This window comes from Collinsella aerofaciens (assembly GCF_015546965.1).
GTDB classification, from domain to species: Bacteria; Actinomycetota; Coriobacteriia; order Coriobacteriales; family Coriobacteriaceae; genus Collinsella; species Collinsella aerofaciens_X.
Map to the genome: position 1 here is coordinate 13,845 of NZ_JADMUF010000002.1, position 25,885 is coordinate 39,729.

The 25,885-nt window shown below is 62.6% G+C and carries 23 protein-coding genes; 17 read left to right on the plus strand and 6 right to left on the minus strand.

Going from position 1 to position 25,885, the window contains the following annotated elements; translation table 11 throughout:
* Positions 1 to 22: 22 nt before the first annotated feature.
* Positions 23 to 1,114: a beta/alpha barrel domain-containing protein gene (locus tag I1M21_RS01770; protein WP_195192189.1), complete on the minus strand. Its 1,092-nt coding sequence runs from the start codon at positions 1,112 to 1,114 to the stop codon at positions 23 to 25.
* A gap of 191 nt (positions 1,115 to 1,305) precedes the next feature.
* On the opposite strand from I1M21_RS01770, the gene I1M21_RS01775 reads away from it, so the two are divergent.
* Positions 1,306 to 1,476, plus strand: a complete 171-nt coding sequence (locus I1M21_RS01775; RefSeq protein ID WP_006235403.1) for a hypothetical protein — start codon at positions 1,306 to 1,308, stop codon at positions 1,474 to 1,476.
* A gap of 24 nt (positions 1,477 to 1,500) precedes the next feature.
* Here I1M21_RS01775 and I1M21_RS01780 read toward each other — a convergent pair whose 3' ends face one another.
* Positions 1,501 to 2,604 (minus strand): RsmB/NOP family class I SAM-dependent RNA methyltransferase, encoded by a 1,104-nt coding sequence (locus I1M21_RS01780; RefSeq protein ID WP_195192190.1) that lies wholly within the window; start codon positions 2,602 to 2,604, stop codon positions 1,501 to 1,503.
* A 49-nt stretch (positions 2,605 to 2,653) separates the two neighbouring features.
* A complete protein-coding gene (locus I1M21_RS01785; RefSeq protein WP_195192191.1) occupies positions 2,654 to 4,804 on the minus strand; it encodes a class I tRNA ligase family protein in 2,151 nt (716 codons plus the stop codon).
* A gap of 132 nt (positions 4,805 to 4,936) precedes the next feature.
* Between I1M21_RS01785 and I1M21_RS01790 the strand changes: the two genes are divergently transcribed.
* From I1M21_RS01790 to queA, 3 genes are all read left to right on the plus strand, one after another.
* Positions 4,937 to 5,503 (plus strand): DUF3267 domain-containing protein, encoded by a 567-nt coding sequence (locus I1M21_RS01790; protein WP_195192192.1) that lies wholly within the window; start codon positions 4,937 to 4,939, stop codon positions 5,501 to 5,503.
* 10 nt (positions 5,504 to 5,513) lie between these two features.
* Positions 5,514 to 6,089 (plus strand): epoxyqueuosine reductase QueH, encoded by a 576-nt coding sequence (locus tag I1M21_RS01795; protein ID WP_138340469.1) that lies wholly within the window; start codon positions 5,514 to 5,516, stop codon positions 6,087 to 6,089.
* A 70-nt stretch (positions 6,090 to 6,159) separates the two neighbouring features.
* Positions 6,160 to 7,371, plus strand: coding sequence for a tRNA preQ1(34) S-adenosylmethionine ribosyltransferase-isomerase QueA (queA, locus tag I1M21_RS01800; protein ID WP_195192407.1), 1,212 nt, complete (start codon positions 6,160 to 6,162; stop codon positions 7,369 to 7,371).
* A gap of 240 nt (positions 7,372 to 7,611) precedes the next feature.
* Here the strand turns inward: queA and I1M21_RS01805 are convergent, their stop codons facing one another.
* The gene (locus I1M21_RS01805; RefSeq protein WP_195192193.1) at positions 7,612 to 9,393 is read right to left on the minus strand and encodes a coiled-coil domain-containing protein; all 1,782 of its coding nucleotides are present in this window, start codon (positions 9,391 to 9,393) and stop codon (positions 7,612 to 7,614) included.
* A 294-nt stretch (positions 9,394 to 9,687) separates the two neighbouring features.
* Here I1M21_RS01805 and I1M21_RS01810 point away from each other — a divergent pair, with 294 nt between their 5' ends.
* From I1M21_RS01810 to I1M21_RS01825, 4 genes are all read left to right on the plus strand, one after another.
* Positions 9,688 to 10,488, plus strand: a complete 801-nt coding sequence (locus tag I1M21_RS01810; RefSeq protein WP_006235414.1) for an SDR family NAD(P)-dependent oxidoreductase — start codon at positions 9,688 to 9,690, stop codon at positions 10,486 to 10,488.
* A gap of 63 nt (positions 10,489 to 10,551) precedes the next feature.
* On the plus strand, positions 10,552 to 10,806 hold the full coding sequence (locus I1M21_RS01815; RefSeq protein WP_229025528.1) for a hypothetical protein: 255 nt from the start codon (positions 10,552 to 10,554) through the stop codon (positions 10,804 to 10,806).
* Entirely contained in the window at positions 10,787 to 11,926 is a 1,140-nt protein-coding gene (tgt, locus tag I1M21_RS01820; RefSeq protein WP_055285790.1) for a tRNA guanosine(34) transglycosylase Tgt, read from the plus strand. Before I1M21_RS01815 ends, tgt begins: the two co-directional genes overlap by 20 nt.
* 235 nt (positions 11,927 to 12,161) lie before the next feature.
* Positions 12,162 to 12,920, plus strand: a complete 759-nt coding sequence (locus I1M21_RS01825; protein WP_195192195.1) for an LOG family protein — start codon at positions 12,162 to 12,164, stop codon at positions 12,918 to 12,920.
* Between the two features lie 167 nt (positions 12,921 to 13,087).
* On the opposite strand, the gene I1M21_RS01830 is transcribed toward I1M21_RS01825, so the two are convergent.
* Positions 13,088 to 13,948, minus strand: a complete 861-nt coding sequence (locus I1M21_RS01830; RefSeq protein ID WP_195192196.1) for a DegV family protein — start codon at positions 13,946 to 13,948, stop codon at positions 13,088 to 13,090.
* A gap of 189 nt (positions 13,949 to 14,137) precedes the next feature.
* On the opposite strand from I1M21_RS01830, the gene I1M21_RS01835 reads away from it, so the two are divergent.
* The 9 genes from I1M21_RS01835 (at position 14,138) to I1M21_RS01875 (ending at position 23,593) form a co-directional block, all read left to right on the plus strand.
* Positions 14,138 to 14,767 (plus strand): HAD hydrolase-like protein, encoded by a 630-nt coding sequence (locus I1M21_RS01835; RefSeq protein WP_271762328.1) that lies wholly within the window; start codon positions 14,138 to 14,140, stop codon positions 14,765 to 14,767.
* Between the two features lie 55 nt (positions 14,768 to 14,822).
* Positions 14,823 to 16,259, plus strand: coding sequence for a M20 family metallopeptidase (locus tag I1M21_RS01840; RefSeq protein ID WP_195192197.1), 1,437 nt, complete (start codon positions 14,823 to 14,825; stop codon positions 16,257 to 16,259).
* 294 nt (positions 16,260 to 16,553) lie between these two features.
* Positions 16,554 to 17,495, plus strand: a complete 942-nt coding sequence (locus I1M21_RS01845) for a phosphate ABC transporter substrate-binding protein (protein ID WP_195192198.1) — start codon at positions 16,554 to 16,556, stop codon at positions 17,493 to 17,495.
* A gap of 24 nt (positions 17,496 to 17,519) precedes the next feature.
* Entirely contained in the window at positions 17,520 to 18,428 is a 909-nt protein-coding gene (gene pstC, locus I1M21_RS01850; protein WP_195192199.1) for a phosphate ABC transporter permease subunit PstC, read from the plus strand.
* Positions 18,421 to 19,347 carry a phosphate ABC transporter permease PstA gene (pstA, locus tag I1M21_RS01855; RefSeq protein WP_195192200.1) on the plus strand — a complete coding sequence of 309 codons (927 nt, stop codon included), beginning with the start codon at positions 18,421 to 18,423 and terminating at the stop codon, positions 19,345 to 19,347. Before pstC ends, pstA begins: the two co-directional genes overlap by 8 nt.
* Positions 19,344 to 20,216, plus strand: coding sequence for a phosphate ABC transporter ATP-binding protein PstB (gene pstB / locus I1M21_RS01860; protein WP_195192201.1), 873 nt, complete (start codon positions 19,344 to 19,346; stop codon positions 20,214 to 20,216). The genes pstA and pstB overlap by 4 nt, the downstream gene beginning before the upstream one ends.
* Positions 20,217 to 20,379: 163 nt before the next feature.
* Positions 20,380 to 22,239, plus strand: a complete 1,860-nt coding sequence (locus tag I1M21_RS01865) for an ABC-F family ATP-binding cassette domain-containing protein (RefSeq protein ID WP_195192202.1) — start codon at positions 20,380 to 20,382, stop codon at positions 22,237 to 22,239.
* Positions 22,240 to 22,245: 6 nt separating this feature from the next.
* Positions 22,246 to 23,016 carry a Cof-type HAD-IIB family hydrolase gene (locus I1M21_RS01870; RefSeq protein ID WP_195192203.1) on the plus strand — a complete coding sequence of 257 codons (771 nt, stop codon included), beginning with the start codon at positions 22,246 to 22,248 and terminating at the stop codon, positions 23,014 to 23,016.
* 187 nt (positions 23,017 to 23,203) lie between these two features.
* Positions 23,204 to 23,593, plus strand: a complete 390-nt coding sequence (locus tag I1M21_RS01875) for a metal-dependent transcriptional regulator (RefSeq protein WP_138341533.1) — start codon at positions 23,204 to 23,206, stop codon at positions 23,591 to 23,593.
* 279 nt (positions 23,594 to 23,872) lie between these two features.
* On the opposite strand, the gene I1M21_RS01880 is transcribed toward I1M21_RS01875, so the two are convergent.
* Positions 23,873 to 25,825: a heavy metal translocating P-type ATPase gene (locus tag I1M21_RS01880; RefSeq protein WP_195192204.1), complete on the minus strand. Its 1,953-nt coding sequence runs from the start codon at positions 25,823 to 25,825 to the stop codon at positions 23,873 to 23,875.
* Positions 25,826 to 25,885 lie beyond the last annotated feature (60 nt).

Genomic DNA, 25,885 nt, shown 5'->3' on the forward strand with positions numbered 1-25,885 from the left:
TGGGGCGGGCCAAGATGTTTTACTAGCGTTTCTTTCCGCGGAAGAAGAAGCCGTGCAGTGACGGCTTGAGGCCGCGGTTGGCGCGATGCTCCTCGACGCGCTCGTGGATCGAAGCGACGCGCTCGATGACTTCGTCGGGAATCGGCACGTCGGGATTCATGTTCTCGACTTGGCTGACCTCGGCGGCGGCGACCTGGTCGATAATGGGCACGTCGTCGCGCGAGATGACAGGTGTGGCGTCTTCCTTCATCTTGCGATAACGCTGCATCATGTCGGTCTGTAGCTGCTGGGCCGAAGGCGGCGTCCAGATGATGGCGTTGGCGCCGGCGGCGATGGTTTCACGGATGCTCTCTGGCGTCTTGCCGCCCGGCGCGATGAGCGGCAGGTTGGGATAGTGCTCGCGCAGCTCGCGTAGGGCCTGGGGCGTGTTCTTGCCGGCGGCGATGTTGAGAATCTTGGCGCCGGCGCGCACCTTGGCGTGGGCATCTTCGTCGCAGCGAACGACCGTGGCGATGACGGGGATGTCGGCGATGTTGGTGATGTGCTCTACCATCTCGGCAGTAGCGGGGGAGTTGACCACGCAGCCCGCCGCGCCCTGCATCTCGGAGACGGCTGCCATCTGCACGGAGCGCTTACCGGTCGTAGTTCCGCCGCCCACGCCTACAAAGACCGGGCACTCGGCGACGGTCAGCAGCGCTTGTGTAATGGCGGGCTGCGGCGTGAAAGGGTAGACCGCAAAGACGGCATCGGCGTTGGAGTTGCGGATAACCGCGACATCGGTGGTGTAAATGAGTGACTTGATACGGCGGCCAAAGAGCGTGAAGCCGCTGGCCTCCTCGATCTCGTCGGGCATGCGGAGGGCCGCCTTGCGCAGGCGTCCGTCGATGGGCAGGGGCTCCATAGGGAGCAGGCCGTTGGGCGTGACGGCTACCTGGGGCTCGGTGAACTCGTCTGCGAGCTCGACCTCGGAGAAATCGACCGAGGCTACGATGTCCTCGTGAACCTCGGCGGGCACATCGATGGGAGCTTGGTCGTTTGCCGCGGCAGGCGTGTCGAAGGAGCTGGTGCCGACGAAGGCGTCGACGCGCTCATTTAGATCGTTGAGGGTATCCATGGAGGCTCGATTCTATGCGATGGTGGCCGGCGCGATGCAGCCGGAATTGCGAATGCTAAATCGTTTGACGAGTTGATTTTTCCCCGCCGCGCCATCCGTTAGACCGAAGGGCCGGTGAACGTGAAGGAGCTGTGGTGGCGGGTATCGAGGTGCTATCTTGAAAGTCCCGTTAAAAAGAGAGGTGACGCGGTATGGAATTGACAGCAATGTTTGGCTCGATTGGCCTGTGTGTGGGCGCAATCGTTGCCGCCGCGGTCATCTACTTTGTGGTCACGGCCATTAAGGGCAAAAGGGCCGAACGCAAAGAGCGCGCGATGCTTAAACAGCATCGCGACCAGCAGGGCAAACGCGCACAGAGATAGCTTGTTGAGTTTTGGATCCGTGCGCTAGCTGCGTTTTCGGATCAGGGCAATGTAGAAGCCCTCAAAGTCGCGGCTAGGCGGAATGGTCAGCGTGCCGGGCATACCGTTGGCGACGGACGAGACGTGGCCGGCGGCGATGGCCTCGGTGAGAGCGTTGCTCTCGATATGCGGCTCCTCGCCGGCATCCTGGGCGCGACGCGCTTCGCTTTCGCTCGGCGTGCCGTCGAGGGGGATAAGCTCGCAGTCCATGTGCTTGTCGAGGGCCTCTTGCAGGGCGTCCTCGTTTTCCTGCGGTAAGATCGAACAAGTCGAATAGACGAGCGTGCCGCCCGGTTTGAGGGCACCCATGGCGCGGTCCAGAAGCGCGCGCTGCGAGCGGGCGCACTTGACGAGCAGCTGCTCGGTCAGGCCGCGCAGGCTTTTCTCGTTGCCGCTGATGACGGTGCCCGTGCCAGTGCAGGGAGCGTCGAGCAGGATGCGGTCAAAGCGGAAGAACTCGTCGAGCTCGCGTGCGTCGATGCGCATGACGGGCACGTTTTTGGCACCCTGGCGGCCCAAGTTGGCCTCGAGCTTTTCGGCGCGGGGAATGCTCATCTCGCAGGCGGTGAGGTGTGCCTGGCCCTGGGTGAGGGCGGCGATCTGCGTCGTCTTGCCGCCAGGGGCTGCGCACATGTCCAGGATGTCCTCGCCGGCCTGAGCGCCCAGGACCAACGGCGGCATCATGGATGACAGGCTCTGCAGGTAGATTTTGCCGTCGCGGTAGATGTCGAGATCCCACAGATCGGAAACCTGGGCCTCGGGCAGGATAAAGGCGTCCGGATACCAGGTAACGGTTTGGTGCGCGATGCCGGCGGCATCGAGCGCCGCAGTGATGTCCTCGGCGGTCGCCTTGAGCGTGTTGGCGCGCAGCGTGACCGGGCGCGTGGCTGCGGCGCCAAAGCCCTCGATCATGAGCTCGGCATCGGCGGGAGTATAGGCGCCGGCAACCGTGTCGACCATAAAGCGCGGCAGGTCGGCGGCGGAGTGTTGGGCGGCAAGCTGGTCGGAAAGCTCGGTAGCAGCAAACTGCCTAAGCTTGAGCTCGGGCTTAACCTGCTTTTTTTGCTTACGACGACGCGGCTTGGACATCCGTCTTTCCTTCCATCAAAATGATTTTTCTGGGCGCCTTGGCGGTTGCCTAGTACTGGCTCTCGTGCTTGCTGAAGAAGTCGAAGCGCGGGGGCAGCGGCCTCACGCGGTGCTCGCCGGGCTTCTCGCCCAGGCTCTCCACAAACTCGTCCGTGGAGGCAAAGATGTTATCCCAGCTAAAGAACGCGACCGGGTCGACGTCGAAGTACTCGCAGATGAGCTCGCAGCCGGCCGGCACAATACCGTGCATGAGCACGGTCGCCACGCGCAGCTCGGTAAAGGCGTCGACCAGGGCCTGCGTCATGGCGGCGTTGGCTGGCTCGCCCTCGAGCTTGTTGGCGGCCTTGGAGGCGTCGCTCCAGCGCTTGTTGGCGGCGCGCAGGTAGTCGTCGCACACGGCAAGCGCGCGGTGCGTCTCGAACTTGTACATGGCCTGCTCAAAGGCGAGAGCTGCCTGCTCGGCAGCCTCGACCACGGCGGCAGAGGCGGCACCGGCGGGGATGCAGCCGTTGCGGTAGGGGCTCTCGTCGCCTTCCTTGACGGCGACGCCGTAGAAGCAGCTGCGGGCCAGACGGTTGAACACGCCAGTCAGCAGCGCACTCTCCTTAAGGGCCGGGTCGATAACGCGCTTGTCGTCGCAGGCGCGCACCTCGTTGCCGTCCTTGTCCTTGCCGGTCACACGCGTGTCGTATGCCTTAGGGCTAAAGCTCACTGGCTTTTCGGACAGGCCGAGCGACAGCCAATGCGCGCGCATCTGCTCGCAGGTGTAGTGGTTGAGCAGGTCGTCTGCCGGCGGGGGAGGCGTCTGCGAGGACGAGCTCGCCTTTTTGCCCATGTAGAGCAGGTGATAGCAGGCGCTGACGGTGCTCTGCGTGAGGTCCCAGCCCAGGGCCTCCCACATGGCGGTCTGCGCGATGCAGTAGAAATAGATGTTGTCCTGACCGATGAACTGGTAAATCTGAGCGTCGTCAGAGCACCACCAGTCGCGCCAGTCGAGCGAGCTGTGCTGGTAGGTGGGCGCGGGGACTTGCGTGGAATTGGCGGCGGGCTCGCCCATGAGGGCGGCGTCCTGGGCGGCGACACCCTCGGTCACGCCGGCGGCACGGGCGTCGCGGGCGAGTACGGTACGCGTGTAGCTGATGGGCGCCCACAGGCTCTCGGGCCAGCACCAGCAGGTGACGTCGGAGACGCCATCGACCTCGGGCACCGGAACGCCCCAGTCGATGTTGCCGGTGATGCGGAAGGGCACGAGCGCCTTGCCGCTGCGGAAGCGCACGCCACCGTTGGCGAGCACTGCGTGGGCATCGTCGCGCTCCTTCCAGCTGGGGAAGGTGACGGTAAAGCTGCTCTTGTTGCCCTCGGGCTCCAGCACGGTGTGCTCAGGAAGCTGATCCTCGACGGCGTCGAAGGCCTCGCGGAACTTGTTCTGGATGTAGAGCTGGGCCGGCAGCAGCCACTCCTCCATGGTCTTGGAGACCACGGAGCGAACCTGCGGGTTCTGGGCGAGCTTGGCGGTGTAGGTCTTCATAAAGTCGAGGTAGGCCGGCAGGTCGAAGTAGAGGTTGTCGACCGGGCGCAGCTCGGGCACCTCGCCGGTGAGCTGGCTCTTGGGCGCGATGAGCTCCTCGGGCTCAAACTGGTGGCCCAGATCGCACTCGTCGGCATAAGCCTTCTCGGACTTGCAGCCCTGGATGGGGCAGCGGCCGATCACCTGACGGCCGTTGAGGAACGTGCCGGCCTTGGCATCGTAGAACTGCAGCGTGGAGCGCTTGGAGATGGTGCCCCGCTCGTGCAGGCGCTTGATAATCTCGGCGGTCACCTCGTTGTGGATCTGGGCCGCCGGCTCAAGGCCCGAGCCACCGTAGATGTCGCAGCTGATGTTGTAGTTGTTGAGGGTCGCGGCCTGGCGGGAGTGATTGGACTCGACATACTCGCCGATGGACTTGTCGTAGCCTTCGTTCTCCTTGAGCTTGCGGTAGCTCTCCATGATGGGCGAGCCGTAGCAGTCGGTGCCCGAGGTGAAGATGACGTTCTCGCGGCCCAGACGGTCGCGCAGGAAGCGGGCGAAGAAGTCGGCAGGGACAAAGACGCCGCCAACGTGGCCAAAGTGAAGGCCCTTGTTGCCATAGGGCTCGCCGGCGGTAACGATGGCGCGGCGCGGCCAGCTGGGACGGTCGTTCATGGAGTATTTGGATGCCATGGGACTCCTTCGCATATGGTGAGAGCGCAGCCGGGCGCGAGGCCTGGCGACGCGGTGGTCAATTCGTGCATATCGTTCATCATTATCGCACATGCGGGCGGGCGCGTGGCAGGGGCGCTATCCTAAGATGCCATGAATGAGATTTCCAACATACATGCGTTTGAAGACGAGGATTTCCTGCACGCCTGCTTTGTGTGGGGGATGGTCGTAGTCGGCGTGTTTGCCGTGTGCCTGGTGCCGGTGTTTATGCTGCTGGGTGGGCCCGCGGATCTGGATGCGGCTGACGCGGGTGGCTGGACGGCGGTCTTGGGCTGGATTGTCGGCTTGGCTGCGGTTTCGGCGGCGTCACTTGCCGTGCACGAGTTGGTACACGCGGTGTCCTTTAAGTTGTTTGCGCCCGCCGGTGCGCAGGTGACCTTTGGGGCAAATCTCGAAACCTGCATGATTTATGCCTGCGCCGAGGGCGTTGTGTATTCGCGCCGGCGGTACATGGTCATTTGCCTGGCGCCGACGGTTGCGTTAACGGCGGCGTTTGCCCTGGGGTTTGCGTTCTCGGGCTATCCGCTGCTGTGCTACCTGGCGGCCGGCTTGCATTTGTCGGGTTGCGTGGGCGATTGGTATTACGTGCGGACCATCCTGCGCGACCGCCGCATTGTCGCCTGCGAGGACACATCCTTTGGCGTGCGCTTTTTTGGGTGAGGAGATGTCGATGAAGTCGTTGTTGCTGCATGCGTGCTGTGCACCATGCTCGCTTGAGCCGGTTCGCCTGCTGCGCGAGGAGGGGTTTGAGCCCACGATTTGCTGGACCAATCCCAATATTCAACCGCGCGATGAATGGCAGCGCCGCCTGGACGAGCTGCGCCGGTGGTGTGCCGATGGCGACATCGAGCTCATCGAGGCAGGGGAGGACCGCGATCGCTGGGAGACCGGCGTGGCACCGCTGGGTGCCGATCGGCCTCGTCGCTGTCGCGCGTGCTATGCCCTGCGCTTGGCCGAGGCGTGCCGCGTGGCCCAGGAGCGCGGGTTTGAGTTTGTGGGCACGACGCTCGCCGTCTCGCCGTACCAGCTGTTCGATACCTGCAATGACGTGCTTGAGCGCTTGGCGGCGGCACATGGGCTCACCCCGGTGATTCGCGATTTTCGCCCGTATTACCCCGAGGCGACACGCCGTTCGCGCGAGCTTGGCATGTATCGGCAGAACTACTGTGGTTGCCGCTTCTCGGCTGTCGAGGCGGCCATGGACCGCGCCCGTATCCGCGACGAGCGCAAAGCCGCCAAAAAGTAGTTCACTTGGGACGTCAGCCTGCTAGGATGTAGAGCGGACTTTAGCTATATAAGGAGAATCCGACGTGTCTATGCGTACCGATGATTTTGACTACAACCTTCCTGAGGAACTGATTGCCCAGGCTCCTGCCGAGCCGCGCGACTCCTGCCGCCTGCTGGTGGTGGATCGCAAAGGCTCCCAGACGGGAACGCCGCTGGAGCATGGCGGTACCGTTGAGCACCGCATCTTCCGCGACATCATCGATTACATCGAGCCGGGCGACGTGCTCGTCATCAACCAGACGCGCGTGATGCCGGCCCGTCTGATCGGTCGCAAGACGGGCTCGGGCGGCGTGGTCGAGACGCTGCTGCTCAAGCGCCGCGAGGATGTTGACCCGCTGGGTCACGTTTGGGAGTGCCTGGTCAAGCCGGGCAAGCGCCTGAAGCCCGGTGCCCAGATTGAGTATCGCGCCGGTGGCGCCCATGCGCCCGAGGGGGCTCCCGTGGTGCTGACGGCCGAGGTCGTCGACTTTGTCACCGATAGCCGCGGTGGCCGTCTGGTGCGCTTTGAGCCGGCCGGTTGCAATGCCGCCGGCGAGCCGCGCACGCTCGACGAGGCCATTCACGCCGCCGGTCACGTGCCGCTGCCGCCCTACATTACCGATTACGAGGGCGATCCCGAGAAATATCAGACCGTGTACGCCATGAAGGAGGAGCACTCGGCTGCCGCTCCTACGGCGGGTCTGCACTTTACCCCCGAGCTCATGGCCGCTATCGAGGCCAAGGGCGCGAAGTTTGCCGCCGTCGAGCTCGAGGTGGGCATCGATACCTTCCGTCTGGTGGAGGAGGACGATCCCACGCAGCACGTGATGCATACGGAGCGCTATCACGTGTCGCAGGAGGTTGTCGACGCCGTGCATAAGGCGAAGGCTGAGGGGCACCGTGTGATTGCTGTCGGCACTACCGCGGTGCGCTCGCTCGAAAGCGCCTTTGACGCGGACGCGCCGGTGTCCGATCCGGCCGTGACGGCGCGCTATTTTGAAGGCCGCGAGGACGGGGCCGATACGCTTGGCCGCGGTGACATCGTGGTGCGCGAGAACGCCACGACGCAGCTTTACCTCATGCCCGGCTCGACCTATCACGTGGTCGATGCGCTCATCACGAACTTCCACGTGCCGCGCTCCACGCTCATGATGCTCGTGAGCGCACTTGCCACCCGCGACCAGATCATGGATGCCTACGCCGCCGCCATCGAGGAGCGCTATCGCTTCTTCAGCTTTGGCGACGCGATGCTCATTTGTTAGTTACGCGGTTCTACGAACCGCGTAACTACTCGACGCTGCGCGGGCCGCATTTGGACAATCTGACGTTCAACTTCAAGGGCGCGACCAGAAGGTCAGCGCCCTTTCGTTTCACGTCACCTTGTCTCAAATGCGACTCGCTCGCTGTCGTTGCCAAAACATCGGCGTTGCCGTTGTTGGTACTTGGGGACGTTCCTTATGTGCCGGCACCTGGGGACACTCCTTGTAGTCTTTGGGGAGTGGTTACTTGCTCGCGAACAGCCAGACTAGGATGATCACCAGGATTGCGGCGACGATGCAGACGATGGCGCCGGTGAATTTGATGCGTGAGTCGCGGGTACGCTCGCGCACCGCGTCCTCGGTGGCCTCGAGCTGGGTGACTTCTCGCTCGGTCTCGGCGTGTTCGGCTTTGTCTCGGGCCAAGGACCCTGCAAGCGACTCAGTGATCTCTGGGTGGTCGTGCACCTCGGTCGCCTGTTCGATAATCGACTGCGCATGCGCGGCATCTGCTTGGGCGTTGGCGATGCTCTGCTCTTGGTCGCGGCGTGCCTTGTCCTCGGCAGCGATCTTCTCGCGCAGTTCGCGCTGGCGCGTCGCGGCGGCGGTCTTCGCCGTCTGCAGCTCGTCGCGCGCGGCATCGGCCTCGGTCGTCACAGCTTGGTGCGCGCGTTTTGCGTCGGCGATGGGGGCTTGCGCCTGCTCGACGGCCTGCTCGGCTGCGGCAAGCGAGTGCTCAAGGTCGGCGGTGATGCGCGGGACATCTTCTTCGGCTTTACGCAGGGCATCTGCCGTGTCGGAGATCTGCATCGAGAGCTCGCTGGTGCGCACCGTATAGTTGGCGGGATTTGCCGAGGGATTGCGTTGCAGCTCGGCATACTCATGACGCAGCGTCTCGAGCTGGGCGCGCGTGGCGTCGACGGTTTGTTGTGCGGCGGCAATGCCGGCGTCTCGCTCGGCCTTCACCTTGTCGCGGATGCGCTTGGAATCCTCAAGACGTCGAACGAGGCGGTTGCCGGTCTCGCGCGAGCTCGCCTCGCGGGCTTCCACGGCATCGAGTGCAGCCTTCAGGCGGAGCTCGGTCGCATCGTCCTCTGCCTTCATTTGCTCGAGCTGGCCCTTGAGCTCCGTCGCTTTGGCGGCATGGGCGTCACGGTTAATTTCACCTGCCGCAGCGGTCTTTTGTGCCGCGCCAATCGCCTGGCGTTGATCGGCGATGATCTGATCGTAGCGGCCTGCGATGTCCTGGCGCGTCTCGAGTTCCTCTGCCTGGTCAGCGATGCGCTGCTCAAGCTCGGCTAAATGGGCGCGGGCATCGGCGAGTGCCTTCTTGGCGGCGTTCATCTCGCGCATGGCCGACGCGCCCTGGGCGATAAAAGTGCCCACGGCGTTAGCGGTGTTTGAGACGGCGCCCCCCAGGTCGCGGCTCGTGGCGGGGGAATGCGAGGTGGTCGGGTGCGCGGCCTCGGCGGCATTCGTATCGGCAGTCTGCGGCGCGGCGATATTGCCGGTGCCGCCTTCGATTACGGAAAAGCCCGCTGCGTGCGGGTCGACCGCGTCGGCGCCGATCGTGGGGTGCTCGAGTTGCAGGAACGAGGGCATGGTGCTGCCCTGGTCGGCAACCGGGGTCTCGCCGGGCACAAACGTCGAGGCAGCTTCGGCGGCTTCCTCTTCCTCAGCGTCGACATCGGCATCGGCGACGGCGTCCTTCATCGCTTTGACGGCATCCATCATGGAGTCCATGACGGCGTCGAGCTCTTCTTCCGAAGACACCTCGATGGGGGCCGCTGGTTGCGGAGCGTTCTCAGCCTTGGGCTCAGTATCGTTCGGGTCCGGCTGCTCTAACTGCTCTTCTTTGTCTTGCTCTGCGGCGACATTTGCGTCTGCGGCCTCGTCTGCGCCCGCAGCACCCTCCTCGACAGCGGCATCAATGCCGCCATCGTTGCTGGTAGAAGTATCGCAGTCGTCAATGGTGTCTGCGGAATCATCAATATGCTGTTGAGTCTGGGGGTCCAGCTCGTCTGTCATAGGTATGTGCTCCTCATCGTTGTTTGTCATCCTATGATAAAGTCTCGCGCCGACTTCCCGCGCGCCGCAGCAAAGTTTCAAAACGTGTTCGATGGCTCGCGTCGATAGCAAAAACTCGGCCACTCTATCCAATTTTTACTTGACATTCCCTTCGCCGAAAGACGTTGCGCCGTTCGCCTGCCATGGGCTTTATTTTTCACTTGAACCCGTTAAAGTTGCATTTCAGCTTGTGGCGCGTTTATTTGGATGCGCGCAGTCGGCGGGTGCGCCCGTCGCGATTTGAAAGGACTTTATATGGGACTTTTCACTGGTAAGACCGTGATCGTCACCGGCGGCGGCAAGGCCACGCTTAAGGACGGCTCCGCTGGCTCCATCGGTTACGGCATCGATATCGCTTTTGCCAAGGAGGGCGCGAACCTCGTTATCACCGGCCGCAACGTCGCCAAGCTCGAGGCCGCCAAGGAGTCCCTCGAGGCCGAGTACGGTGTCAAGGTTCTGCCTGTTCAGGCCGATGTTTCGGCTGGTCAGGACAACGAGGCTGTCGTCCAGAACGTCATCGACAAGGCCATTGAGGAGTTCGGCCGCATCGACGCCGTCGTCAACAATGCTCAGGCCAGCGCCTCGGGTGTGACCATCGCCGACCACACCATGGATCAGTTTAACCTGGCCATTTATTCCGGTCTGTATGCCACCTATCTGTACATGCAGAAGGCCTATCCGCACCTGAAGGAGACCAAGGGCTCCGTGGTCAACTTTGCCTCGGGCGCCGGCCTGTTTGGCAACTACGGCCAGTGCAGCTATGCCGCTGCCAAGGAGGGCATCCGCGGTCTGACTCGCGTTGCCGCCAACGAGTGGGGCAAGGACGGCATCAACGTCAATATCGTTTGTCCGCTTGCTTGGACCGCTGCGCTCGAGAACTTCCAGGATGCCTATCCCGAGGCGTTCAAGGCCAATGTCCACATGCCGCCGGCAGGCCACTACGGCGACGTCGAGAAGGAAATCGGCCGCGTTGTCGTTCAGCTCTGCGGTCCCGACTTTAAGTACATGAACGGCGAGACTGTCACCCTCGAGGGTGGCATGGGCCAGCGGCCTTAGGGGTTACGGCGTTTTACCAAACGCCGTAACGGGCCGACGCTGCGCGGCCGCCAGGGCGACAACTTGTCATTCAAAGAGGGCGGCATGACCAGAAGGTCTATGCCGCCCTCTTTTCATGCCAATTTGTTCGCCCTGGCGACCGCTCGCTGGCATTGCCAGAGCATCGGCGTTGCCTTGGCTGTTGGAAATGATTCCAATGACTATGACCCCTTTGCGCCAGTTTCTGTCGAGTCGGTGCTCTTTGCGGGTTGCCCGTATAATGGTTTGCGTATGAACCGCAACCAAGGAGTTCCAGTTTATGGACCAGAGCCTTTTTAAATTCGATCTGATCGCCGAGGATCCGACGACGCATGCGCGTGCCGGCGTGCTGCACACCCCGCACGGCGACATCGAGACGCCGATCTTCATGCCCGTGGGCACCAAGGCAAACGTCAAGGGTATTCCTACCGAGACCGTCAAACAGCTCGGCGCCCAGATCGTGCTTGCCAATACCTATCACCTGTCCATGCGTCCCGGCGAGGACACCATCGCCGAGCTGGGCGGACTGCACAAGTTTATGAACTGGCACGGCCCCATCCTCACCGACTCGGGCGGTTTCCAGGTCTTCAGCCACAACGATGCCGTCAAGCTCACCGACGAGGGCGTGCGCTTTATCGTCAACGACTATGACGGCCGCCATGTGTTCTGGACGCCCGAGGACAACATGGAAATCGCCATGAAGCTCGGTTCCGACATCTGCATGCAGCTCGACCAGTGCCCGGGCTATCCCGCCACGCGCGCCTACGTTGAGCGCGCCGTTGAGCTGTCGAGCATGTGGGCTGAGCGCTGCTATAAGGCGCATACCCGCGACGACCAGGCGCTCTTTGGCATTGTTCAGGGCGGCATGCACCTAGATCTGCGCCTGCGCTCGCTGCGCCATCTGGAGGAGTGCGGCGACTTCCCCGGTTACGGCATTGGCGGCTACTCGGTGGGCGAGGACCACGAGACCATGTTCGAGACCCTGGCACCACTCGTAAGCGAGTACATGCCCAAGCACAAGCCGCGCTACCTGATGGGCGTCGGCAACCCCACCACCCTCGTGCGCGGTGTGGGCGTGGGCATCGACATGTTCGACTGCGTGCTGCCGACGCGCACGGGCCGCATGGGTACGGCGTTCTCCAGCGAGGGTCGCCTCAACTTCCGCAACGCGCGCTTTGCGCACGACGACGGCCCCATCGATCCCACCTGCACCTGCCCGGTGTGCACGGGCGGCTACAGCCGCGCACTCATTCGCCACATGGTCACGCAGAAGGAGATGCTCGGCGGCATTCTGCTGTCGATGCACAACATCTACTACCTGCTCAACCTTATGCAGCGTGCCCGCCAGGCCATTATCGAGGGCCGTTACGGCGCGTTCGTGAGCGACTGGATGAACAGCCCTGCCGCGGTGGATTACTAAGAGCTGCGGGTGCGCTTGCGGGTGCGCTTGCGCGGTGTCGAGGCCACGTGCCAATCGACCGTGCACAACCGGCACCGGGCATCGCATGCGCCGGCATCGGCTGCGCGACCGCTGACCGATAGCTTGCAAGTGCTTGATGCATCGTGGGTACCATACCGAATAGTTGATGCTCGGGCGGGTGTTTGACGCATGGCGTCGACCCCGCCCGTTTTTCTTTTTCTCGATAGGAGTACCCATGATTAAGAATGAGAACGTCGAGGACGAGCCTGCCTACGACGAGACGTACCGCCGCGGCCCCGTGGTCATGCGCGGCCCCATGATTCCCAAGGACAACACCTATGCCAACCTGCTGGCGCCCGAAGATTTGACCGACTGGCTGCATGCCGATCCCTGGCGCGTGCTGCGCATTCAGGCCGAGTTTGTCGATGGCTTCGGCGCGCTTGCCGAGCTTGGCCCCGCAGTGACCATCTTCGGCAGTGCCCGCACGCCTAAGACCGATCCGCTCTACAAGGCGGCGCGTACCGTCGGGCGCAAGATCGCGCAACGTGGCGTGGCGGTCATCACCGGTGGCGGCCCCGGCATCATGGAAGCGGCCAACAGGGGAGCGGCGAGTGTCAACGGTAAGTCAGTTGGCCTGGGCATTGAATTGCCGCACGAGCAGGGGCTCAATAAATACGTGAACCTTGGCATGGACTTCCGTTACTTCTTTGTGCGCAAGACCATGTTCGTCAAATACAGCTCGGGCGCCATCGTGTTTCCCGGCGGTTTTGGCACGCTCGACGAGATGTTCGAGGTGCTCACGCTGGTGCAGACGCACAAGGTCAAGCGCATGCCGCTCGTTCTGGTGGGCAGCGAGTACTGGCAGGGCCTGTTCGACTGGCTCAACGGCCCGGTGATGGATGCCGGCATGATCAGCCCACTCGATCCAGACCTTGTCCACATCACCGACGACCTCAACGAAGCCGTCGACATCGCCCTGAGCGGGCTGATGTAGGGTAGGTAAAATGGGACGGGGCTAAAAGACTGGTCTGAAACGTTTGATACCAGTCTTTTTAGCCCCGTCCCAAATGAACTGCTTCTAAGTTGCGGTGGAATAGGGATTGATTTGCGGCTGATAAGTCAAAAACAGTCCCTATTCCACCGCAAGTGGTAAAGGTGCCCCTAGTGGATGGGCTGGTAGCGGGGGCAGTAGCTGATGGCGATGGCGTCGACGCCTACATGGGTGGCGATGGTGCAGCCGATGGGGCCGGTGCCGGCGTCTACATAGTCTTGGCCTGCGAGCGTCTCGTTGACAAGTTCCTGCTCCTCGGCGGCGCCGGTCGTGAGCACGCGCACGCTGGAGCCCGGATGCTCGGCCAAAAATGCGAGGCAATCGGCCATGGTGTTGGCGACGATGCGCTTGGCGCCGCGGCCCTTTTTGATGGCCTTGATCTCGCCCGATTTCCACTCCGGCGAAACGGCCAGGCGAATGTTGAGCATTTGCGTGAGCTGGCCGGCGAGCTTGGGCGCGCGGCCGTTCTTAACGAGGTTCTCGAGCGTGCGGGGAATCAGCAGCAGGTGGGCGTCGGGCAGGGTTGCGCGGATCTGTGTCTCGGTCTCGTCCAGGCTGCGATCATCCTCGCGCATGGCAAGCGCGTACTCCACCAGCAGGCCCTCGGCGCCCGAGCCGGTGCGCGAATCGATGCAGCGCACGTCGAGCTCGTGGGTCTCGGCGACCAGGCATGCGTTGGAATAGCAGGCGGACCATTCGCTGCACAGCGAGATAAAGATGGCGCTATCGTGGCCGTCGGTGCGTACGCGGTCAAAGAGTGCCTTGAACTCGCCGGCACTCGGCTGCGAGGTGTGCGGCAGCTGCTCGGAGCCGGCCATGCGGGCGACGTACTCCTGGGCGGTAATCTGCACCTGGTCGAGCAGGTCCTCTCCCTCGATAATCACATGCAGCGGAATTACGTAAATGCCGAGCTCTTGAGCACGGGCGGGGGAGATGTCCGACGTGGAGTCGGTTATGATGGCAAAAGACATAATTGCACCTTTCGTTGGGGCGCTTGCGTGCCGCCTTCTGAGAGCAAAGTGCGACAAGTATAGTGGAGTTGCTCTACATTGCTAGGTTCAATTGTTGAATAGTCAACAGTTTGAAGTGACGGTGTGGAAATCATCAACTGGGGAAGAGGGATGCCGATGGAGGCGCTGGAGATATGCAGGCGGCCGGTTGTGCTGTTCGATTTCGATGGCACGGTGGCCGATACGGGTCGGGCGGTGATGACCTCGACGCGCAAGACGCTGGCTGCACGCGGGTTTTCTGAGGTGCAGATGGGTGACCTGCGCCGCATGATTGGGCCGCCCCTATGGAAGAGCTTTCACGACTTTTATGGCTTCTCCCGCGAGGAGTCGCTTGTGGTGGCCGACGAGTACCGTGCCTTTTTTGATGAGCTGGGACCGGAAGAGTACCCCGTGTTCGATGGGATCCCCGAGCTGCTGGATGGGTTAGCCGCCCGGGGCAAGCGTATGGCCGTGGCGACGTCGCGCATGGAGGCAAAGTGCATCGACATGGTGCGTGAGCTCGGGCTTTCGCAGTTTGAGGCGGTGGTCGGCATGAATCCGTCGCAGGGGCGCGAGACCAAGGCCGATTCGGTTCGCGATGCCCTGGCGGCGCTCGGCGCGACGGCGGGCGATGCCGTGATGATCGGCGATCGCTTTAACGATGTGGAGGGCGCGCACGCGATGAGCGTGCCGTGCGTCGGCATCTATTCGGGCGCGGCGGCGCCGGGTGAGCACGAGGCGGCGGGTGCCGATGCAGTGGTGCACTCGGTGGCCGAGCTTGCTAAACTTTTCGCTATCTAATAGACGTAATGTGAGGGGCGGGCGTACCCGTCGCTCATTGGTAAGGAGGTCGTCCATGAATCAGGTGGAGCAGAGCGTTACCGAGTATGTCGACGAGGTCTGGGAAGATGTCGTCGCCGATATCGAACAGCTGGTGAGCTATCCGTCTGTGGCCGTTGCTGCCAATGCGGAGCCCGGTGCGCCGTTTGGCCGTCCGGTCCGTGATGCGCTCGATTGCGCGCTCGGCATTGCGCAAAAGCTCGGCTACCAGACAAGCGACGACGAGGGTTATGTGGGCATTGCCGATATCCCGGGCCGCGGCGATAAGCAGCTTGCGACTATCTGCCATGTTGACGTGGTACCCGCTGGCCCCGGCTGGAACACCGACCCGTTTGCGATGGAGCGTCGCGAGGGCTGGCTGCTCGGCCGCGGCGTGATCGACGACAAGGGTCCGGCCGTGCTGTCGCTCTACGCCGGCGCCTACCTGCTCAAGCACGGCATCGTGCCGCGCTATACCTTCCGCGCGCTGCTGGGCTGCGATGAGGAAGTGGGCATGTCCGACGTTCACCATTATCTGGAGAACTACGCGAATCCCGACTTTCTGTTTACGCCCGATGCCGAGTTCCCGGTCTGCAATGCCGAGAAGGGCCAGTTTGGGGCGACGTTCGTGAGCCCCAAGATCGACGGCGGGCGCATCGTGTCGTGGAGCGGCTCCGAGGCGAGCAATGCCATTCCGTCGCAGTCCATCTGCGAGCTTGCGATTGCCGCCGATGAGCTGCCGGCGCCCGTTGAGAACGTCGACCGCCTGGAGATCACGGCGCTTGATAACGGGCATGCGCAGATTTTTGCCCACGGCATTGGCGGTCATGCCTCGATGCCCGAGGGAACGATTAACGCCGTCGGCCTGATCGTGGCGTATCTGCGCGAGGCCGAGGACGCGTTTGGTGCACGCGACGAGCGCCTGCTGACGCCTGCCGAGCACGAGTTTGTCAAGTTCCTGGCCTTTGTACATGCGGACGCCTATGGCCGCGGCCTGGGTATCGACGCGACGAGCCCGGCGTTTGGCCCGCTCACCTGCAACCCCGGCGTCATCCGTGTGGTGGATGGCCACATCGAGCAGGTCATCGACGTGCGCTTCCCCGATAGCACCAGTGCTGATACCATCCGCGAGCAGCTCGAGCCGCTTGTCGGCCGCTTTGGCGTGACGTGCCAGCTGGGTCGCGCGAAGGTACCGTTCTCGGTCTCTGCCGACGATCCGGCCGTGAAGGCGCTTATCGATACCTATAACGAGTTCACTGGCAAGCATGCCGAACCCTTTGCCATGGGCGGCGGCACGTACGCGCGCAACTTTGCCCGCGCCGTCTCGTTTGGCCCCGAAGAGACCGGCCTGGAGCTGCCCGCGTGGGGCGGCCAGATGCACGGTCCCAACGAGTGCGCCAACGAGGAACAGCTCAAGCAGGCGCTCAAGATCTATATTGTTGCGATCCTTCGTTTGAATGAATTAGAGCTTTAAGGTTTCGCGGTTTCCCAATCTAAGTTGCGGTGGAATAGTTCCTAGAATGGGCCATTTGATGGCCAAGCAGGAACTATTTCACCGCAACTTTGTTTTTATTGGTGTAAAAGGCGGGTCATGCTTGGTGGCGGGTTTGTTATTCGTTTGTAAAGGCCGTGCTGCGCTTGCGGTAAGGGTCTATCAAATGCCCGTAAGAAACCGCAGATAAGGCGGCCGTCGCCCGATCGGGGCCGTATCTTTCCAAACAGCAAAGCGGGCAGGGTGCCCGCGAGTCGCATGTATGAAAGGAAGATCATGCTCGATCAGGCTTATTCTCGTCGTCAGTTCCTCGGCCTCGCTGGTGGTCTTGCCAGCATCGTCGGTCTCGGTCTCGTTGGTTGCGGCGGCTCCGGCGCATCCGACGCCGCCGATACGGGCAGCGCCGCTGCCGCTGCTGAGTCTGTCTCCGGCGAGGTGACCTATGACGGCGCCTCCTCGTTCCAGGCTCTTGTCGAGGCCGCTGCCGAGAAGTTCATGGATGCCAACCCCGATGTCTCCGTCTCCGGCTCGGGCAACGGTTCGGGCAAGGGCCTGACCGCTGTCGCCGCCGGCACCGTTACCATCGGTAACTCCGACGTCTTCGCCGAGACCAAGCTTGAGGCCGATCAGGTCAAGAACCTCGTCGACCACGAGGTCGCCGTCGTGGGCATGGGCCCCGTCGTCTCCAAGAACGTCAAGGTCGACGACCTGTCCCTCGAGCAGCTCAAGGGTATCTTCTCCGGTCAGATTACCAACTGGAAGGAGGTCGGCGGCGACGACGCCACCATCGTCGTTCTCAACCGCAAGGCCGGCTCCGGCACCCGCGCCACCTTCGAGGCCGCCGTCTTTGGCGACGAGGCCGTCGACTTTAAGGGCGATGCCGAGCTCGACAAGTCCGGCGACGTCCAGACTCAGATGGGCAGTACCGACAACGCCATCTCCTACCTCGACTTCTCGCACTTCGATGACTCCAAGTTCAACGCCATCAAAGTCGAGGGCGTCGAGCCCAAGAGCAAAAACGTCACCGACGACTCTTTCAAGATCTGGGCTACCGAGCACATGTACTGCTCCAAGGACGCCGACGAGGCCACCAAGGCCTTCCTGGAGTTTATGCTCTCCGACGACGTTCAGGGCAAGCTCGTCGAGGAGCAGGGCTTTATCCCCGTCTCTGCCATGAAGGTCGTCAAAGACGCCAGCGGCAAGGTCTCCGCTAAATAAGTAATCGCCCCGGAAAGGTTTGCAATGGCAAAACAGCTGCCAAAGCGCGACCTTGAGAACGTGGGCCTGGGCGTCACGGGCGCGTGCGTAGCGCTCGTGACGCTTGCCGTTGCCGCGCTCATCTTTATGGTCGCCCAAAAGGGCCTCTCGGCTTTTATCAAGGACGGCGTCTCGGTCGTCGAGTTCTTCACCGGCACCAAGTGGGACCTGGCCAACACGGCCGAAAACGGCCTGCCCTACACCGGCGCCCTGCCCCTGATCGTCACCTCGTTTGCGGTCATGGTGCTCTCCACGCTTATCGCGCTGCCCATCGCCATCGGCTCTGCCATCTTTGCGGTCGAGATTAGCCCTAAGTTTGGTTCCAAGATCTTTCAGCCGCTTATTGAGCTTTTGACCGGTATTCCTTCGGTCGTCTTTGGCCTGATCGGTTTTCACGTGGTCGTCGGTCTTATGAAGAGCGTTTTCCATGTGAGCACGGGTCTGGGCATCTTGCCCGGCGCCATCGTGCTGGCCGTCATGATCCTGCCGACGATGACCACGCTTTCGGTCGACGGCTTGCGTGCCGTGCCCGACAGCTACCGTCAGGGCTCGCTCGCGCTGGGCTACACCCGCTGGCAGACCATCTGGCACGTGGTGCTCAAGTCTGCCATGCCGTCGCTCATGACTGCGGTCATCCTGGGTATGACCCGCGCCTTTGGCGAGACGCTCGCCGTGCGCATGGTCATCGGCGGTATCGAGGCCATGCCGACGTCGCTGCTGTCGCCGGCCTCGACCATCACCACCACGCTCACCACGTCCATGGCGGTCTATGCCGAGGGCTCGGCCCAGGACGATGTTCTGTGGGCGCTCGGCCTGCTGCTGATGGGCATGAGCCTCATCTTCATCCTGATCATTCACCTTATAGGCCGCAAGGGGGCGAAGGCTCGTGGCTAGCACGCGCATTCATATCGACGAGGCGAGACTCGGGCGCGTCCAAAAGCAGGACCGCATCGCCACGGGCGTACTGACGGCAATCGTCGCCATCGTCATGCTCATCGTCGTCTCCATGGTGGCCTATATCCTGTTCGAGGGTATCTCGACGCTGTTCAAACCGGGCTTTCTCACGGAGCCGTCGCGCGCCAACGGAACCCAGGGCGGCGTGTTCTACCAGCTGTTCGACTCGTTCTACCTGCTGCTGATTACTCTGGTCATCTCGGTGCCCATCAGTCTGGGCGGCGCGGTCTTCCTGGTCGAGTACGCGCCGAACGGCCCCATCCGCGACATCGCCTCCACCGCCATCGAGACGCTGTCCTCGCTGCCTTCCATCGTCGTCGGCATGTTCGGCTTTCTGGTGTTCTCGGTACAGCTGGGCTGGAAGTACTCCATCATCTCCGGCGCCGTCGCGCTCACCATGTTCAACATTCCCATCCTGGTGCGCGTGATTCAGCAGGCGCTCGAGGACGTGCCGCAGGCCCAGCGCGATGCGTGCCTGGCCATGGGCCTCACCCGCTGGGAGGCCACGCTGCACATCCTAATCCCCGAGGCCATGCCCGCCATCGTGACCGGCATCGTGCTTTCGGCCGGCCGTGTGTTTGGCGAGGCCGCAGCACTGCTTTTTACCTCGGGTATGAGCTCGCCGGTTCGCCTGAACTTCTTGAGCTTTAACCTGTCGAGCCCCACCTGCGCTTGGAACGTGTTCCGTCCCGGCGAGTCGCTCGCCGTGCACATCTACAAGATCTATGGCGAGGGCAGTCCCGAGGCCCAGCAGATCGTTTGGGGCACCGCGGCGCTGCTGATGATTTGCGTGCTGCTGTTTAACGTAGTCGCCCGTATCGTGGGCAAACAACTGGCAAGGAAGATGACGGCCGAATGAGCGAGATAAATGCAACGCCCGCAACTGAGGCGGCATCGTCCGAGACCCAGGACTTTTTGTCGAGCGTGGGGGAGAGCGAGAAGCGCGTGCGCGTGAGCGGCAAGGCCGTGAGCGACGAGGTCGTGCTCTCCACCAAGGACGTCAACGTGTACTATGGCGACCACCATGCACTGCACAATACGTCGCTCGACTTTCACAAGGGCGAGATCACGGCGCTCATCGGGCCTTCGGGCTGCGGTAAGTCGACCTTCTTGCGTAGCCTCAACCTCATGAATCGCGAGATTCGCGGCTGCCGCGTGGAGGGCGAGATCAACTATCGCGGGCGCAACGTGAACACCAAGACCGAGAACACCTACGAGCTGCGTCGGTCCATTGGCATGGTGTTCCAGCAGCCCAACCCTTTCCGCAAGTCCATTCGCGACAACATCACGTTTGCGCCCAAGCGCCACGGTATCACCGACCGCGACGAGCTCGACCGCATGGTCGAGGAAAGTCTGCGCGGCGCGGCGCTGTGGGACGAGGTCAAGGACAAGCTCGACAAGAGCGCCCATGCGCTTTCGGGTGGTCAGCAGCAGCGCCTGTGCATCGCGCGCACGCTGGCGCTCAACCCCGACGTGATTCTGTTTGACGAGCCCTGCTCGGCGCTCGACCCCATCTCGACGCTGGCGATTGAGGACCTTATGTCGTCGATCGTTGCCGACCGCGCCATCGTCATCGTGACGCACAACATGGAGCAGGCGTCGCGTGTGTCCAACCGTACGGCGTTCTTCTACATGGGCGATATGGTCGAGTACGACGAGACTGACGAGATTTTCCAACGGCCCAAGGATAAGCGGCTGAATGATTACCTCACCGGCATGTTCTCCTAGTCCGGGACATGCTTGAGGCCCGCGGTGGCCACGGTTGCCACGGGACTGATTGGAGAGGCGGGTCATCTCTTTTGAGAGATGGCCCGCCTTTTTGTGTCGCGTGCGGCCCGCCTTTTCGCTGCTATCATGGACAACGTTGAATTTCTACGAAGGAGCAGGGCATATGGCGATTCTTTTGGGATGCGATTCCGTCAGCCTAGAGTTTCCCACCAAGCATATTTTCGATAGCGTGACGCTCGGCGTGGGCGAGGGCGACCGCATTGGTATTGTCGGTAAAAACGGCGACGGCAAGTCGACGCTGCTGAGTGTGCTCGCCGGCACGCTGGAGCCCGATGACGGACGCGTGACGCACCGCCGCGACACGACGATTGGATTGCTCGGCCAAAAGGATAACCTGGTCGATGCCGACACCGTGCATCATGCCGTCGTCGGTGACACACCCGAATACGAGTGGGCCTCGAGCCCGCGTACGCGCCAGATTCTGGCCGGCCTTATTAGCGATGTGCCCTGGGAGGGCACGGTGGGCGAGCTTTCGGGCGGCCAGCGCCGTCGCGTGGACCTCGCGCGCCTGCTAATCGGCGACTACGACGTGCTCATGCTCGACGAGCCCACCAACCACCTGGACATGCGTACCATCAACTGGCTCGCGCGTCACTTAAAGGCTCGCTGGCAGCGCGGTCAGGGCGCGATGCTCGTGGTCACGCACGATCGCTGGTTCTTGGACGAGGTCTGTACCAGTATGTGGGAGGTCCACGACGGCCAGGTCGATCCCTTCGAGGGCGGCTACTCGGCATACATCCTGCAGCGCGTGGAGCGCGACCGCATGGCCGCCGTCACCGAGGAGCGTCGTCGCAACATGGCGCGCAAGGAGCTCGCGTGGCTGAGCCGCGGTGCCCAGGCGCGCTCCACCAAGCCCAAGTTTCGCGTGGATGCCGCCCGCGAGCTCATCGCCGACGTGCCTCCCGTGCGTGACGAGCTGGAGCTCAAGCGCCTGGCCGTGAGCCGCCTGGGCAAGCAGGTTATCGACGTGGTCGACGTGGACGCCGGCTATGCGGATACCGATGGCGCGCCCAAGCAGGTGCTCTCCGACGTGACCTGGCTCATCGGTGCGGGCGACCGCTATGGTCTTTTGGGCGAGAACGGTGCCGGCAAGTCGACGCTACTCGACGTGATTCAGGGCAAGATCGCGCCCCTGCGCGGCCGCGTGAAGATCGGCCAGACGGTGCGCTTTGGCGTGCTGTCGCAGCAGCTCGAGGAGCTCGAGCCCTACATGGGCGACACGATCCGCGAGGTGCTCAGCCACTATAAGAAGCATTACGTCATCGACGGCAAGGAGACTTCGCCCGAGAAGCTCTGCGAGCGTCTGGGCTTTACGACGCAGCAGCTCTGGAGCCGCATCGGCGATCTTTCGGGCGGCCAGCGCCGTCGCCTGTCGCTGCTGCTGACGATCCTGGACGAGCCCAACGTGCTTATCCTGGATGAGCCCGGCAACGACCTGGATACCGACATGCTGGCGATTGTCGAGGATCTGCTCGACGGCTGGCCCGGCACGCTGATTCTGGTGACGCACGACCGCTTTTTGATGGAGCGTGTGACCGACCAGCAGTGGGCACTGCTTGACGGTCATCTGACGCATATGCCCGGCGGCGTCGACCAGTACCTGCGCCTGTGCAACGCCACGGCCGAGGGTGAGCCCGTGGGTGCACCGAGCGCCAAGACCGGCACGTTCGACACCGGTGCCGCGGCAGCTGCGGCCGAAAAGCCCAAGTCGAGCGGTCAGCCCAATGGCCTTTCCAACGCCGAGCGCCAAAAGCTCCGCCGCGAGGTGAGCTCGCTCGAGCGCAAGATGGAGACGCAGCGCGCCCGCGTGGAGGAGGCCGAGGCCGCCATGGCGCAGGTCGATCCCACCAATTACACGGCGCTCGGCGAGCAGCAGGCAAAGATCGACGAGGCCCACGCCGCCATGGACGAGCTGGAGATGGCGTGGCTCGAGGCGAGCGAGAAGCTCGAGGGCGAGGAGTAGGCGAGGATGATCAAGGCCGCATTTTTCGATATCGACGGTACGCTGCTGAGCTTTGAGACGCACCGGATTCCGGCGTCGGCACAGCAGGTGCTCGACAGCTTTCACGAGCAGGGGATTGCGTGCGTGATCGCCACGGGTCGCCCGACCTACCAGATGCCCGATTGGCTGCTCGATTTGGGTTGGGATGCGTACATTACGCTTTCGGGCCAGCACTGTTTTGATGCCAAGGGCGTTTACCGCAGCTGCCCGATCGATCCGGACGACGTCGCGGTGATTGTGGACCAGGTGGCGCAGGGGCGCTACGACTCGCTGTGCATGCAGGGCGAGAACTCGTTTGTGAACCGCCTGTCCGAGCGCGTGGTGACGGCCGGCAGCAACGCGGGAATCGTCTACCACGAGGAGCCGTTTGAGCACGCCTTTGACGCGCCGGTCTACCAGTTTTGCGCCTTTGTGGACCCGGCCGACGAACATATCGTGACCGACGCCGTGTCGCATTCGCTCACCACGCGCTGGTGCGACCTGTTCTGCGACATTATTCCCGCTAACGGCGGCAAGGACCTGGGCGTGGCGGCGACGTTCGAGCGGCTTGGTATCGACGCGAGCGAGGCGATTGCCTTTGGTGACGGCGAGAACGACCTGTCGATGTTTGCCGCCGTGGGCACGAGCGTGGCCATGGGCAACGCACAGGACACGGTGAAAGCTGCGGCGACCTATGTGACGACCGCCGTGGACGACGACGGCATCTACAACGCCGCGAAGCACTTTGGATTGATGTAACTGCGGGCCGGCACCCGGCGCCTGGGGACACTCCTTGCGGGGCGTCCCCATTTTGTTTTCGTCCCGCACGTTTTGTGAAACACGGCTAACTTTTAGACAAAGTAGTAAGACATGGGCAACTTTTGAGGTAAAGTTAGCCGTGGAAAGTATCCAAAGGCTAACTAGCAATCATCGCGAAAGGCGGCCCATGGCCCTACGTGAATCCGGAGAAGACTATCTCGAATCGATCTACGTTCTGTCGGAACGTCAGGGCATCGTGCGCTCGATCGACGTTGCGGAGTATCTCGGCGTAACCAAGGCGAGCGTTTCCAAGGCCATGGCGACGCTGGAAAGCAACGGCTATGTCGAAATGGGCAAGCGCGACGTTCATCTGACGGAGCGTGGTCTGGAGGTCGCTCGCCAAATGTGGGAGCGTCACTGCTTTTTCGTGGGGCTGCTAGAGGATGCGGGTGTTTCGGCTGAGGTCGCGTCGCAAGAGGGCTGCCACATGGAGCACTGCCTGAGCGAGGAAAGCTTTGAGAAGCTGAGGGCGATGTTGGGCCGGGAAGATGTAGCGGGTCAAACAACAGAAGCCTAACTGACCCACAGTAGCGCGGAGTTCACGCAAAGCGCGAACCAGCGACTGGGACCAGCGGCCCTTTCGGCCAAGTCCATTTCAGCAAAGGAACCCTGCCAGCAAGCGATGCCCAAGAACCGCCTGCGATGTTACCGCAGGCCGGGACCGGGCTTGGTTTTGAAAACACTCCGCAGCGCGAGGCCCGCCTTTCCGTTGCTCCGCAGGAGCAGGAAGGACGGGCCTCATGCGCGAGGACGTTTTCAAAACCAAGCCCGGTCCCGGCTGGATAGCCCAAGAACGCTACAGGTTCTTGACACCCATCGCGCGCATGGCGTTCAGGATGGCGATGATCGCCACGCCTACGTCGCCGAACACGGCAAGCCACATATTGGCGATACCCAGCGCTGCCAGCACAAGGATCAGCAGCTTGATACCCAGCGCAAAGATGATGTTCTGCCAAACAATCGCCATGGTCTTGCGCGCCACACGGATGGCACGGGCGATGTTGGACGGCTTGTCATCCATCAGCACGACGTCCGCCGCCTCGATAGCAGCGTCGGAGCCCATGGCACCCATGGCAATGCCCACATCGGCGCGGGTGAGCACGGGCGCATCATTGATGCCGTCGCCGACAAAGGCGAGCTTGCCCTTGCCGCTTTCGGCCGCGAGCAGCGCTTCAACACGCTCGACCTTATCGCCCGGCAGCAGCTGCGCGTGGAACTCGTCGAGGCCGAGCTGCTTGGCCACCGCAGCAGCCACTTCCTTGCGGTCGCCCGTGAGCATAACGGTGCGCTTGACGCCGGCGGCGTGCAAGTCGCGGATCGTCTGCTCGGCATCGGCCTTAACAGTGTCTGCAATCACGATGTGGCCGGCGTACACGCCGTCAACGAGCACATGCAGAATCGTTCCGACGACCTCGCAATCGGGCGCTTCGACTCCGGCCGCGGCGAGCATCTTGGCGTTGCCGACGACGACGTGCTTGCCGTCGATGGTTGCCGTCACGCCGTGGCCCGCGTCGTTGGCGGAGTCGCTAACGCGCTTGGGGTCGACCTCGCCCTGGTAGGCGACACGCACAGACTGCGCGATGGGGTGATCGGAGAACGACTCCGCAAGGGCTGCGACCTCGAGCAACGACTGCTCGGTGTAGCCAGCCTCGGGGTGCACCGCGACCACCGAGAACGTGCCGTTGGTGAGGGTGCCGGTCTTGTCAAAGACGACGGTGTCCACATCGGCGAGCGTCTCGAGATAGTTAGAACCCTTGATGAGGACGCCCAGCTTGGATGCGCCGCCGATGCCGCCAAAGAAGCTGAGCGGCACGCTGATCACGAGCGCGCACGGGCAGCTGACGACCAGGAAGGTCAGGCCGCGCAGGATCCAGTCGGACCAGGCGCCGGTGACCAAGCCGCCGCCGAGCGCGAGTACCGCGGCAGCGCCGGTGACGGCGGGCGTGTAGACGCGGGCGAAGCGCGTGATGAAGTTCTCGGTGTGCGCCTTCTTTTCGCTGGCGTTTTCTACGAGCTCCAGGACGCGCGCGACGGTGGACTCGCCAAATGGCTTGGTGGTGCGCACGTGGATGAGACCCGTCATGTTGATGCAGCCGCTGATGATATCGTCTCCGGTTTTGGCCGGGCGGGGGATTGACTCGCCCGTGAGCGCGGCGGTATCGAGCTGTGTCTCGCCTTCGACGATGACGCCGTCGATAGGCACGCGCTCGCCGGGCTTGACGACGATGATGGTGCCCACGGCGATGTCATCGGGGAAGACCTGCTCGAGTGTGCCGTCGGGTTGCTCGACGTTGGCGTAGTCGGGCGCGATGTCCATCATGGCGCTGATCGACTTGCGGCTCTTGCCCACGGCGTATGCCTGGAACAGCTCGCCGACCTGGTAGAACAGCATGACGGCGGCGCCTTCGGCCATGTGCGGGTCGGTGTCGGGGAAGAGCACCATGGCAAACGCGCCGATGGTCGCGACGGCCATGAGGAAGCTCTCGTCGAACGCCTTGCCGCGGCGGATGTTGTTGTATGCCTTTTGGAGCACGTCGTAGCCGGCAATCAAAAAAGGCACGAGGAACAGTGCGAAGCTGGCGTAGATGTCGCCCGGGGTGCCGAATGCGGCAGTGAGGGTGCCGAGCTTATCGAGGGCGTACACCACGGCAAAAATGCCCAGCGCTACCAGGATGCGGTTGCGCTTATGCTCGAGTGACTCTTTTTTCTTGCGCTTCTTCTTTTTCTTTTTGGGATCGGCAGCCGCCATGATTCAAACCTCCCATTTGAATGTATGAACACTCGCTCATATAATTTCGCGAGCAAAGGC